Origin of the sequence: Paenibacillus sp. FSL R5-192 (genome assembly GCF_000517845.1) — a bacterium.
Lineage (GTDB): Bacteria > Bacillota > Bacilli > Paenibacillales > Paenibacillaceae > Paenibacillus > Paenibacillus amylolyticus.
In genome coordinates this window covers 166,832-179,826 of the sequence record NZ_ASPR01000049.1, presented here as the reverse complement: position 1 = coordinate 179,826, position 12,995 = coordinate 166,832, and the positions used below count along the sequence as shown (strand labels likewise).

Annotated in this window: 9 protein-coding genes; 8 read left to right on the top strand and 1 reads right to left on the bottom strand. The window is 49.4% G+C overall.

What is annotated here, in order from left to right; translation table 11 throughout:
* The first annotated feature begins 12 nt into the window (after positions 1–12).
* A complete protein-coding gene (locus C161_RS26005) occupies positions 13–906 on the top strand; it encodes an NAD-dependent epimerase/dehydratase family protein (RefSeq protein WP_036673746.1) in 894 nt (297 codons plus the stop codon).
* 236 nt (positions 907–1,142) lie between these two features.
* Here the strand turns inward: C161_RS26005 and C161_RS26000 are convergent, their stop codons facing one another.
* Positions 1,143–2,159: a LacI family DNA-binding transcriptional regulator gene (locus C161_RS26000; RefSeq protein ID WP_036673745.1), complete on the bottom strand. Its 1,017-nt coding sequence runs from the start codon at positions 2,157–2,159 to the stop codon at positions 1,143–1,145.
* 412 nt (positions 2,160–2,571) lie between these two features.
* On the opposite strand from C161_RS26000, the gene C161_RS25995 reads away from it, so the two are divergent.
* The 7 genes from C161_RS25995 (at position 2,572) to C161_RS25965 (ending at position 12,946) form a co-directional block, all read left to right on the top strand.
* Positions 2,572–4,362, top strand: a complete 1,791-nt coding sequence (locus C161_RS25995) for an L-fucose isomerase (protein ID WP_036673744.1) — start codon at positions 2,572–2,574, stop codon at positions 4,360–4,362.
* A 124-nt stretch (positions 4,363–4,486) separates the two neighbouring features.
* Positions 4,487–5,977, top strand: a complete 1,491-nt coding sequence (locus C161_RS25990) for a rhamnulokinase (RefSeq protein WP_036673743.1) — start codon at positions 4,487–4,489, stop codon at positions 5,975–5,977.
* A 69-nt stretch (positions 5,978–6,046) separates the two neighbouring features.
* Positions 6,047–6,709: a class II aldolase/adducin family protein gene (locus tag C161_RS25985; RefSeq protein WP_036673742.1), complete on the top strand. Its 663-nt coding sequence runs from the start codon at positions 6,047–6,049 to the stop codon at positions 6,707–6,709.
* A 243-nt stretch (positions 6,710–6,952) separates the two neighbouring features.
* Positions 6,953–7,681, top strand: a complete 729-nt coding sequence (locus C161_RS25980; RefSeq protein WP_235193939.1) for an FCD domain-containing protein — start codon at positions 6,953–6,955, stop codon at positions 7,679–7,681.
* A gap of 41 nt (positions 7,682–7,722) precedes the next feature.
* Complete coding sequence (locus C161_RS25975; protein WP_036673741.1) at positions 7,723–9,771, top strand: hydantoinase/oxoprolinase family protein; 2,049 nt, start codon at positions 7,723–7,725, stop codon at positions 9,769–9,771.
* Positions 9,768–11,741, top strand: coding sequence for a hydantoinase B/oxoprolinase family protein (locus C161_RS25970; protein WP_036673740.1), 1,974 nt, complete (start codon positions 9,768–9,770; stop codon positions 11,739–11,741). Before C161_RS25975 ends, C161_RS25970 begins: the two co-directional genes overlap by 4 nt.
* Before the next feature lie 68 nt (positions 11,742–11,809).
* On the top strand, positions 11,810–12,946 hold the full coding sequence (locus C161_RS25965) for an ABC transporter substrate-binding protein (protein ID WP_036673739.1): 1,137 nt from the start codon (positions 11,810–11,812) through the stop codon (positions 12,944–12,946).
* The last annotated feature ends 49 nt before the right edge of the window (positions 12,947–12,995 follow it).

The window sequence follows — 12,995 nt, the reverse complement described above, 5'->3', positions numbered from 1 at the left end:
GAGGTTTTTTGGATGAATAAAGTACTTATACTTGGGGGTACACGTTTTTTCGGTAAACGTCTCGTGGATCACTTGCTGTGGGAAGGGAAGTCTCAGATCACAGTCGCAACTCGTGGTAAAACGGATGTTGACTTTGGATCCGAAGTAAACCGAATCAAGATGGATCGTGAAGACCCGGAATCTCTGGCAGAGGTTGCACAGACAGACATGTGGGATGTCGTGTACGACAATATCTGTTATTCCCCAGATGCGGCGAAAGCGGCATGTGAAGCTTTTGCAGGACGCACCAAAAGATACGTTCTGACATCCACACTCTCGGTGTACGGTGATCCCAGACCTGGATTTAAGGAAACGGATTTTGACCCGTATACATATCCATTGCAGTATGGAAGTGCAGAGGATTTTTCGTATGGAGAAGGCAAACGGCTTGCGGAGGCTGTATTTTTCCAGGAAGCGAATTTCCCGGTTGTGGCGATGCGCATTCCCATTGTACTCGGGATTGATGATTATACGAGAAGACTTCATTTTCATATTGAACATGTGCAAAAAGGAAAACCGATCGGCATGCCAAATCCGGATGCAGAGATTGGATTTATCAATTCCACAGAAGCGGCAAGATTTCTCGCTTGGCTTGGACATTCGTCCATTACCGGTCCGGTGAATGCAGCTTCCAAGGGTGCGATTACGCTGTCAGCCATGATACATCTGATCGAGACGGTCACGGGTATGCAGTCCCAGATCCTCACGGAAACGGTGAAAGAGGACATGTCACCCTTCGGAATTGAGCAATCATGGACGATGGAGACGACCAAGGCAGAACAAGCGGGATATACGTTCGAAGCTCTGATGGACTGGTTCCCGGGACTTGTTCGTGAGGTCGCTCTTGCATTACAGTCTGAGCGGTAGAAATATCGGCATGTATGGAACTGAAGGAAACGACGAGCCTGAATGAAACAGACGAACCAAACGGCTCGAACGAAGGATCTTTTCAACGAATGAATGTAAAACAGGGTGCAGCCAGAGCATAATCTCCGGTGCACCCTGTTCATGTTTTATATTTTTCGAATTTGAACAGGACCTAATCTAGATAAGTGGGACTAATCATTTACACGATAATATTTAGTCAACTCACGTGCTTAACTCTATTCTTGCTCACGTGGAGCAGCAGCTGAAGCACGTATGCGCAGTTCTGACGGTAGAATGACGGTTTGGGCTTCGGAAGGGGCTTTTCCCTCAATTCGGTCAATCAGCATCTGTACGCCTTGAAACCCAAAGTCATATGCTGGCTGTGCAGCTACAGTCAGAAAAGGATCAAAAGCAGAAGCCAGATCCAGATCGTCGAAACACACAACAGAAATGTCTTCTGGTACACGCAGTCCCCGTTTGCGCAAAAGCCGAATGACCCCAATCGCCAGCATGTTGTTGGCGGCAAAAATGGCTGTTGGTTGATCCGGTTGAGAGAGCAGTCGATCAAGTCCCTCTTCATCGCTGAAATCCCGGTACCCGGTTCGAAGGACAAGCTCGGGATCAATATCAGCTCCGGCCTCACGTAAACCCGCTATATAACCTTCCTCCCGCAGTCTGGCGGTAGAAACCTCCGAAGAACCATTGACCAGTGCAATGCGCCGGTGACCCAATTGCACCAGATATCGGATCAGCTCAATCGCGCCTTCCCGGCTATCTCCGGCAATAATATCTGAGGTAATACCAGGTACGGTGCGGTCCAGAAAGACAAACGGAATGTGACGTTCCTGCAGCTGTTTCAGATGAGGCAGAGAACGATCCCCCGCAGGGGCATAGAGTACACCATCCACACGAGTAGACAGAATTGCATCCACGTAATCCTTTTCCTTATTGTAATCCTCGTCACTATTGCCGAATAAAAGACGGTACCCACGAAGATGGGCTGCATCTTCAGCACCACGCGCCAGTGTTGTATAAAAAGGGTTGGTAATATCCGTAATAAGCAGGGAGAGCATCTGGGTTCGTTGAAGCACAAGGCTGCGTGCATTGGAGTTCGGGATGTAACCCAGTTCGTCGATCACCTGTTGCACACGTTCACGTGTCGCGGAACTTATACGGCCTGTATGATTAATGACCTTGGAGACCGTCATGGCGGAGACGTTGGCTTTTTTGGCAATATCGTAAATGGTAATCATTAGAATCTAACCTTTCCGCAACATAGTCTTACCATTCTATAGGATAATGCCAATTGACAGCAAGATAGGCTCATGCTATGTTAGGGTTACCGATAACCCTAAAGGGTTCTGAACGTCTTTACTACATAAACCATTTCGTTGAATTCGCTCATGCACGTTCCATTTTCTTGAATAGAGGAACTACAAACATAGCTAATTAATGAAATGGTTTATTGTTATTTTTTTAAATATGTAAACGTATTCAAACTAAAATAAGGCTCTTGGCAATCTGTGTATGCAGCTCTTGTATACCATTCGGGTATCGGTTGTATTTCCGTCATTATTTCATTCCAATCAATGCATATGAATCAGACAGAAGGTTTCTCAATTCAACCCAAATCCTATGAAACGATTTGAAGGAGGACATTCCAGTATGACACACCAGGATTATCGTTATAAACAGGCTTTCCCCAAGATTGGTATTCGTCCCACGATTGATGGAAGACGCAAGGGTGTTCGGGAGTCACTGGAAGAGCAAACGATGCGGATGGCGACATCTGTTGCGGAACTGCTTGCAGCCGAACTGCGTTATCCTGACGGGTCCGCGGTGGAATGTGTTGTGGCCGAGACCTGTATTGGCGGAGTGGCCGAAGCGGCCGCAGCATCAGAACTATTCAGTCGTTCCAACGTTGGCGTAACGATCACCGTGACACCGTGCTGGTGTTATGGTACGGAAACGATGGATATGTCACCATCCATTCCTACTGCTATCTGGGGGTTTAACGGGACTGAACGTCCGGGTGCAGTCTATCTGGCAGCGGTACTTTCTGCTCATGCACAGAAGGGGATTCCTGCCTTTGGAATCTATGGAGAGGATGTTCAGGACGGCGGGGATACAACGATTCCCGATGACGTGCGTGAGAAATTGCTCCGGTTCAGCCGTGCGGGACTTGCAGCCGCGACCTTGAAAGGGCAAGCCTATCTGTCTATTGGATCAGTATCCATGGGGATTGCAGGCTCAATTGTGAACGATTCATTTTTCCAGGAGTATCTGGGCATGCGTAATGAATACGTGGATATGAGTGAACTCACTCGTCGTATCGAAGAAGAAATCTACGACCCCGAGGAGTATAAGCTCGCACTGGCCTGGGTGAAGGAGAATTGTAGCGAAGGTCCGGACAACAACGCTGCCCATCTGCAAACGGATCGCAAACGCAAAGAGTACGAATGGGAAACCGTTGTGAAAATGACCCAAATCGTGCGTGACTTGATGGCGGGCAACCCAAGATTGGCAGAGCTTGGTTTTACAGAGGAGTCGATGGGTCACCACGCGATTGTATCCGGCTTCCAGGGACAACGGCAGTGGACGGATCATTCACCTAACGGAGATTTTCTGGAGTCGATATTAAACTCTTCCTTTGACTGGAATGGCAAACGTGCGCCTTATTTGGTTGCAACGGAGAATGACAGCCTGAACGGGGTATCGATGTTATTCGGTTCGCTGCTGACGCATACGGCACAGATCTTCGCTGATGTGCGTACGTATTGGAGTCCGGATTCGGTACAGCGTGTGACGGGGCACCAGTTGGAAGGAAACGCAAAGGATGGCATTCTGCATCTAATCAACTCTGGTTCGGCAGCCTTGGATGGCACTGGACAACAGTCCAGAGATGGTAAGCCTGTACTCAAGCCATTCTGGGAAATTACAGATGAAGAAGTTCAGGACTGCCTGAAAGCAACATCGTGGAGACCGGCATCCGTAGAGTATTTCCGCGGGGGCGGCTATTCAGCGGATTTTCTGACCAAAGGCGGCATGCCTGTAACGATGACACGTCTGAATCTGGTCAAAGGACTGGGACCAGTGCTGCAAATCGCTCAGGGTTACACGGTCGATCTGCCTGAAGATGTACATGATACGCTGGATCAGCGGACAGATCCAACCTGGCCATCCACCTGGTTTGCACCTGTTCTAACCGGAGCGGGAGCGTTTACTTCCGTATACGAAGTCATGAATCAATGGGGCGCCAACCATGGCTCCATCTCGTATGGACACATCGGTGCTGATCTGATTACGCTTGCTTCCATGCTTCGCATTCCGGTAAATATGCATAATGTACCTGAAACGGAAATTTTCCGTCCGCGTGCATGGGGATTGTTCGGCACAAGTGAGCCGGAGAGTGCAGACTACCGTGCTTGCAGTGTGTTTGGCCCGTTGTATCGTTAGAATAAAGTTTCATTCCTGTCAAACGCCATGTTCCTTGTGAGATGAGTTAACATGGCTTTCTCTTGAAAGCTGTGCTCAGAACTCGAATACGGCTTATCGCGAAGAGTTAAGGAGGCTTGAAAGAATGGGCGATCAAGCAACACATGTGCTTGCTGCCGATTACGGTGCCGGTAGTGGACGCGTAGTCCGGGGTTCTTTTGATGGAAACAGACTCTCGTTACAAGAAGTGCATCGATTCAACAACGAACCCGTGCAGCTGGGGGACGGATTGTATTGGGATTTCTTACGACTTTTTCATGAATTAAAACAAGGCATTGTGAAAGGGACGCAAGGCGTCTCTCCATCGGTCCGTTCTATAGCAGTGGATACGTGGGGAGTGGACTATGGACTGGTGGATGGTGCGGGAAGGTTGTGCTCGAACCCACGTCACTATCGGGAAGCACGCAACGCACAGTGGATGGAAGAAGTTCTGCACATGGTGAAAGATGAAGAACTGTATGCCATGTCCGGCGTTTTGCCGCAGCAGATCAATACAGTATTTCAACTGCTAGGCAGTGTACGAGAGCAGGCCGAAGGTTTGCGTACGGATGTGCGCATGTTATTTATGCCGGATTTATTTCACTATTATCTATCCGGTCAGCAGGCTTGTGAGTATACGATTGCAAGTACCAGCGGGCTGTTGCATGCAGGCGAGGCGCGTTGGAATGAACACCTGATCGGGCGTCTCGGTATTCCGGAAACATTATTTCCAAAGCTCGTTCAACCGGGTACCGTGCTGGGCGATTTAACAAATGAGTTGTGCGCCGAGTTACGGACTGGACCGATGCAGGTAGTCTCTGTGGGCTCACATGATACCGCATCTGCCTTGGCAGCGATTCCTGCAATGGATTCGGATTTTGCTTTTATCAGCTGTGGTACTTGGTCTCTTATGGGGGTGGAGCGTGATACACCTGTATTGGATGACCGAAGTCGTACACTCGGATTCACCAATGAAGGGACGGTAAGTGGAAAAGTACGCACCCTGAAAAATCGTTCAGGCTTGTGGCTGCTACAGGAATGCAAACGACAGTGGGAGCGGGAGAATCAACTTTTTACACATGAAGAACTGATTCAACTGGCTACCTTGGCAACGCCGCATCAAAGTTATGTATCGCTGGGAGATGGCGTGTATTTGGCGCCAGGAAATATGGCTGAACGAATACGGCAACAATGCAGTCTCACCGGACAGACTGTACCCAAAACGACTGGAGCGATTGTACGCTGCATTCTGGAAAGTCTTGCACTGGAATTCAGACAGACGCTGGATGAATTGCAGTTGGTTACAGGTACAAGACCTCGTGTCATTCATATGGTTGGTGGTGGTGTACACAATCGACTATTATGCCAGTTTACAGCCAATGCAGCCGGTGTCCCGGTGGTGGCAGGCCCGGCAGAGGCGACTTCAGCCGGGAATTGCATACTGCAATTCCTTGCGCATGGAGAAGTGAGTAGCTTGGCCGAGGTACGGGAGGTCATGGCTGCTTCCTTTTCCCCCGAGACCTATGAGCCTGAGGATACAGAGCTGTGGCAGGAAGCTTATGAAAGCTACCAAAGTCTGAATCAAATCAAAAGGTAATGAACAGATTCAATGCAATGAGCATTGACGAAAATGCTACAAAGAAAAGTATGAGGAGTGGAGAGCAACATGTCTGAAGAGCAAGTAAGGGAAGAGTTGACGAAGTATGCACGTAGAGCAGTTGCCCAAGGGTTGGTTGTAGGACCCGGTGGGAATTTGAGCGCTCGCTCTGGGGGAACGATGTTGTTGTCTCCGAGCGGTTATGCACTTGAGGATCTGGAGCCTGACGAATGGATCGCCATTGATATCGAGACAGGAGAGACTCGTGCGGGAACAACACGTCCTTCTTCCGAAGTATTAATGCATCTGTACAGTTATCGTGTGAATCCTGATATCCAAGCCATTGTGCATACGCATCCGGCATATACGATCGCACTTAGTCTCGTTTTCGATGAATTGCCACACTTGTTCCCTGATCAGTCCGCTTTGGTGGGCGATATCGGATTTGTTCCATACGTTCTGCCAACGACGAAACAACTTGCCGATGCAGTCTCAGCAAAGGTAGAAGAACATACGGCACTCATTCTCGTCAATCACGGATTGGTTACGACCGGTAAAAACCTCCGCGAAGCCTATTACCGCACCCAAGTGGTGGAAGAAAGCGCGAAGGTATATATGATCGCCAAGGCAGCGGGGGAGCCCAAAGTGTTAACTGCTGAAGAATATAAGGAAATTCAATCCCTTGAAAGTGAAGCCTACCGCGTGCAGTTACTGCAACAACTCAAGTCCTGATACCTTAAGGGCAGATTGCATCCTCCAGATAAACGCTGGAATAAAGGATGTGAAATGCTCTTTTTTAATTTGAATTTTGAAATAGAAAGGCGCAGAGTATAGCTGAAGAAATAATTCGCACTATTTTGATGAGAATTGTTGAAATTGTGATGTCTGCAAGGTATACTAACGTTAATCATCAGTGAGTAACAACAATAAGATAGAAGATTAAAAACAATTAAGTATCTAAGAGGGGTGAAATCAGTGGGTCCTGAGCTAAACGAAATGGAGTTGGAATACGAACTGCTGAAGCAGCTTCGAGACGCTAACGCTCCCATCGGGGCCAGTACGTTGGTTCATACTTTGGGCAAAACGTATGGTCTGAGTCAGGCAACCATCGGAAGAAGACTTATGGAGATGGATGTTGAAGGTTTTACAGTTCTGGAAGGTCGCAAGGGAAGAACTTTGACCGAACAGGGTCTGGATCGAATGAAGACGTTGGAAAAAGATTTGCAGCAACAAAGCGTGAACTCACAGTTAATTCAGATGCTGAACCATTCCGGGGAAAAGGCTCTGCTAGATGTTCTCGTTGCCAGAAGGGCACTTGAGCGAGAAATCGCTTCCCTGGCAGCACAGCGTGCCTCGAAAGAATACATAGTACTGTTGCAAGCATCGATTAACAACCAGCATGAATTGCTTTCCAAGAATATTATACCATACGAGGAGGACCGGGAGTTTCACAGATTGCTGGCTTATGCTGCGCAAAACCAAATTCTTCTGCATGCGGTTGAACTGGTATGGGAGACAAGCCGCGATTTTCTGGAAACAGCGTATATTCGCCGGAGAGTAGGAAGTGAATTAGTTGTGGATCATCAGCAGATTCTGGATGCTATTGTAGCGGGCTCTCCGGAGCAGGCTGAAGCGGCAATGGTGAATCATATCAACCAAATGATCGATGATGTCAAACGTTATTTCGCCATGCAAAACCAATAACATTCCTTAGAAACAGACCCGGTGATAAAGGAGTTGAGCTTGTGGACACAATCTACCGTTTAGGCATAGATATCGGAGGTACTTTCACGGATGCGCTGGTGATGGACCATCAGGGCAGGGTGATTGCGGCGCTGAAGACGCCATCGATTGCAGTAGCTCCTGAACAGGCGATTTTTAACGCACTTGATCAGTTGAAGGCGAGTGGCGTGAATATTCATGAGATTGATCTGTTTGTGCATGGAACAACGCTTGGCGTCAACACGTTGATTGAGCGAAATGGCGCAGTTACAGGTCTGCTGGTCACTAAAGGATTCCGTGACATTCTTGAAATCCGCCGGTTGCGACTTGAGGATACAACCAATCTGTATGGTGACAAGACCGATGCGCTAGTACCGAGACATCGCGTTAAGGAAGTCGATGAACGGGTCATTGCGAGTGGAGGCATACTCCAGCCACTGAATGAGGAACAACTGTTGCAATCGGTGGATGAGCTGGTGGAGGATGGCGTTACCGCTTTGGCGATTAGCTTTTTACATGCTTATGTGAATCCTGCTCATGAGCAGCTTGCAGAAGATCTGATCAGGGAACGTTATCCGCAACTGTTCATCTGCCGAAGCAGCGCCATCTGGCCACAACAGCGTGAGTTCGAACGAACACTCGCAACGGCCATGAACGCTTATGTAGGTGAACGGATGGGGTCTTACTTCCTGCGTCTGCAAGAAGGGATTCAGGCATACGGCCTCAAAGCCAACTTGCTGTCGACCATGTCCAACGGTGGAATTATGACGGCTGCCAGAGCGGCTAATGAGCCGGTACGTACGCTGCTGTCCGGGCCTGCTTCCGGTGTAATCGCCGCGACCCATATTGCTGAACGAGCGGGCATTCATCAGGTCATCACATTTGATATGGGTGGGACAAGCGTTGATGTCGCCCTTATTGACAAAGAACCGAGTTATTCTTCTGAGAACAAGGTTGGAGATTTTCCTGTCATCATTCCCGCTGTTGATGTAACGGCTATAGGAGCTGGTGGTGGTTCAATTGCCTGGCTTGATTCCGTAGGCGTACTCAAGGTCGGGCCACGCAGCGCGGGAGCCAATCCCGGTCCGGCATGTTATCAGCGCGGGGGAGAAGAGCCGACAACCACAGATGCCTATCTACAGCTCGGTATCCTGCATGCTGACCGTTTCCTTGGCGGACAAATGCGTCTGTATCCCGAACTTGCAGAGTGTACTCTGGGCAATCTGGGAGAGAAGCTTGGACTGAATGCCGAACAGACTGCGCAAGCCATTCTTGATGTGGCAACCGCCAATATGTATGCCCAGTTTTCTCCCCTCATGGCTCGCAAGGGCGTTGATCCCCGCGATTTTACGTTGCTCGCATATGGTGGAGCAGGCCCGATGCATGCTTTTCTGATGGCACGCGAGGTAGGTATCGGCAGAGTGCTGATACCGCCATCTCCGGGAACACTGTGTGCCATGGGCTGCACGGTCGCCAATCTCCGCAATGATTTCGTTCATACGTTACACAAAAGTACCCAGACTCTGGAGTCTGGTGAATTAAGCTCTCTTTTTGCTGAATTGGAAAACCAGGGACGTAGCTGGATTGATGAGGAAGCCCGTGGTGGTGTCAAGTTGGACAATATTTATTGCCTATACAGTGCGGATATGCGATATGAGGGACAGGCCTTTGATCTTGAGGTCACGCTGACATTGGAAGAAATTGAAGATCCCAAGAAGGCAGGGATTAAATTCCATACGTCTTACCAAAACGTGTTTGGCATTAGTCAGCCAGAGGCAGAGGTCATGTTTGTAAGTCTCAGAGCGACCATTGTTGGTGTTTTACCTACCCATAACACGGTAGATCCGGCAAATTTGCCATTTGATGAGAGTGTAGCGGAAGAAAGGCTCATCACCTTTGACCATGTACAGCAGATTGCCAAGGTACTGAAAAGGGGACAAATTCCATCGGTGGATGCCCCCATCCCCGGGCCCATTATTGTGGAGGAATATGATACAACGATCTTTATTCCGCCAGGATATAAGGTATACCGGGATGTGCATGGGAACGTGATTGGGGAGGTGGAAGCATGATCGGTGACAAGGTCTTTCTTGAGATTTTTAACAACCGAATTCAAGCTGCCGTGGAAGAAATGGCAAATGTTGTTCTGCGCACAGGATTCACCGCTTTTGTCAAAGAAACTGGCGATTTTGGAACCTACCTCTTATCTCCATCCGGGGAAACGTTCGGATCGCCGCTGGAGACGGGTTACAATCTGTCCCTGGGCATCCCTGCTGCTGCGACCATTAACAGTATAGAAGACTGGAAAGAAGGGGATCTCGTCATATGTAATGATCCTTATTCCACCAAAGGCATGGTCACACACCTTCCAGACATTCATCTCATCAAGCCTTATTTTCACGAAGGGCGAATCATTGCTTACGGCATGTGCTTTGTCCATTCATCCGATGTGGGCGGCAAGGTACCGGGGAGCGTATCTCCCAGCGCCTACGATATTCATATGGAAGGCATTCGAATTGCACCAGTCAAGCTGTATGAAGCTGGTGTTCTCAACGAGCAGATCCTGCGAATGTTTATGGACAACAGCCGAATTCCGGAGCAAAATCTCGGTGATCTCAAAGCGCTTATGGCTGCATTGAATCGGGGAGAGCAGCGGCTCGAGGATCTCATACAACGTTATGGCGTGGAAAAAATTCAACAGGGCATCGAACAATTGCTGGAATATGCAGAGCTGAAGGCACGTGTTATCGTGCAGGATATCCCGGACGGTTCCTATGACTTCTGGGACTATCTGGAGAAAGGACCAGGGGGATATCCTATTCGGTTACGCTGCAAAATGACGATTGCAGGCAGTGACATTCATCTGGACTTTAGCGGCACCGATCCTCAGGTCAGGGCTTCATTCAACATTCCTACCCACAACCAACAGGGGCATTACATGCTGGTGCCCGCACTCATTCGTTATTTCCGTACGCTCGATCCGACAATTCCGTGGAATTCGGGCATGATTCGCATGGTGCGAAATTACGCGCCGCCTGCTTCCGTACTTAACCCGGAGCCGATGGCAGCAGTTGGGGCACGTGCTGCGACCTTTATCCGGCTGATGGACGTTATCACGGGAGCACTAGGGAAAGCTCAGGGCAGCATGGTTCCCGCGGCAGGAGCTGGACAAGCTTGCATTGTCATGATGGCGATGACAGATGCATCCGATGGCAAGAAAAAGGTGGGCGTAATTCAGCCGATCTGCGGAGGTTCGGGAGCTAGGCCGATGAAAGACGGCATTGATGGCATGGATTTTGCGGTCGGTCATCTTCGGAATATTCCTGCGGAAACGGTGGAATCCGAGATGCCTGTGTTGATTGAGCATTATGGTCTTCGTGCTGACTCGGCGGGTGCAGGAACCTTCCGTGGCGGAAGCGGGATTGACCTGTGCGTCAGAATTCTAACACCGGATACGGTGATGACGGCCAGAAACATGGAGCGTATGGAGTTCCAGCCCTGGGGCAGGCTCGGTGGTGGCGTAGGTTCACATGGAGAAGCGATTCTTAATGCTGGACGTGCAAGTGAGCATCATCTGGGAAGAATTGATGAGCTGCTGCTTCAACCTGGAGAAACGGTTACGTTCCTGTCGCAAGGCGGAGGCGGATATGGTGATCCACTTGAACGTGAACCACGCCTAGTTCTGGAGGATGTAAGAAGTGGACTAGTATCCCCGGAGAAAGCCCTTGATTTATACGGTGTTGTGATTGACGACCTGGAGCTGAACGAGAGCGATACCGAACAAATGCGAGCCAAGCGACCACGGCAGCAGGAGGAATTCGCCTTTGGCAAGGCGCGGGAGCAATTTGAAGACATATGGAGCGATGAGATGCAGGTAACACTGAATCAGGCCTTGCTGAATGCTCCGCTTGCACTAAGAGACTATCTGAAGCGTCAGACCATGGGCGTTGTAGAGGAGAAGTATAAGGATTCCCTATCTGTAGATCCACGGGAGATATCCGACATTATGGAAGGTTTACGCCAGCAAATAGGGTTGCATTGATCAAGTGTATGGAGACTATCTAGTTCTGTCTTATCGGTAAAACCAACTACATGGATGGGGGAATTTGCATGTTCAAATCCAACAAAAAACGCTTTCTCAGCCTCGCCTCTCTAACACTGGCTGGTACATTGGTGCTTTCCGCCTGCGGTGGAGCAGGCAGCTCAAGTAATACTGCCGGAGAGACCGACTCTTCAGGAGCAAGCGGAGACAAAGTTAAGCTGACGATGTTTATCTGGGCTGGCTCCAATCAGGATGTCGTTCCGAAAGAAGTGGTTGCCGAGTATGTGAACGAACATCCCAACGTTGAAGTCACCTTTGAGGAATCCTCCAATTCGGTAATGTACCCCAAGATGGTCGCAGGCAAGCAGGCTGATGCCAACAATCCGGTGGTTAACTTCGGTTACTTCAATGCAGATGCGACGGCAAAAGGATTGAATGATGACATGTGGGAGCCACTGGATACCAGCATCGTGACCAATATCAAGGATATTCCGGAGTCCTTCCACAAGCCAGACAATAAAGGTGTGGTTTGGGGCGTTTCGAGCTTTGCCTTGGTGTATAACAAAGATCTAGTGAAAACGCCGCCTACCAGCTGGAACGATCTATGGGATAACGAGGAGTTCAAAGGAAAAACGGCGCTCTGGGACTACATGTTCTATTCCTATATCTCCCCACTTATTGCTACCAAAGGTCAAGAGATTGGCGCATCCTATGAAAATCCCGAGCCAGCCTTCCAGTTCTGGGCAGATCGCAGTGACCAGATTGGCACATTGGTTTCATCCAATGATCAGCTGAAGGCACTCCTGGAGTCTGGTGATGCGCTCATTGCCCCATTCAGTGCACAGGTTGCACAGACATGGATTGATGGCGGTTCTCCACTGGCCGTAGCATATCCGAGCGAAGGTGCCATCTCCTTCCCGTACACACTTCAGGTAGTGAAGGGCTCAACACCTGAGCAGGCACGTGTTGCAAATGAAATTATTAACGAGTTGTTGAGCGCAGAGGCGCTGTCACAATATGCAGAAGCAACGGGTACGCCAGTAACCAGTACGACAGCTGCAGTTCCGGACAAGTACAAGGATGATCCTTCATTCTCCGTCGAAACGCAAAGTAACGGCATTAATCCAGACTGGGATGTGCTTGCACAGAACAGTTCTTCCTGGAAGGAACTATGGGACCGCCTCGTGAAAACAAAACTTCAATAAAACGATTGTTGCCAGGCACACAACCATTCCGGGTTCTGTTATGAACCCG

Excerpts from the sequence above, each read along its gene's own strand:
- C161_RS25990 (WP_036673743.1), top strand. The coding sequence starts at position 4,487 with ATGGGCGATCAAGCAACACATGTGCTTGCTGCCGATTACGGTGCCGGT.
- C161_RS25970 (WP_036673740.1), top strand. The coding sequence starts at position 9,768 with ATGATCGGTGACAAGGTCTTTCTTGAGATTTTTAACAACCGAATTCAA.
- C161_RS26005 (WP_036673746.1), top strand. The coding sequence starts at position 13 with ATGAATAAAGTACTTATACTTGGGGGTACACGTTTTTTCGGTAAACGT.
- C161_RS25985 (WP_036673742.1), top strand. The coding sequence starts at position 6,047 with ATGTCTGAAGAGCAAGTAAGGGAAGAGTTGACGAAGTATGCACGTAGA.
- C161_RS25995 (WP_036673744.1), top strand. The coding sequence starts at position 2,572 with ATGACACACCAGGATTATCGTTATAAACAGGCTTTCCCCAAGATTGGT.
- C161_RS26000 (WP_036673745.1), bottom strand. The coding sequence starts at position 2,159 with ATGATTACCATTTACGATATTGCCAAAAAAGCCAACGTCTCCGCCATG.
- C161_RS25965 (WP_036673739.1), top strand. The coding sequence starts at position 11,810 with ATGTTCAAATCCAACAAAAAACGCTTTCTCAGCCTCGCCTCTCTAACA.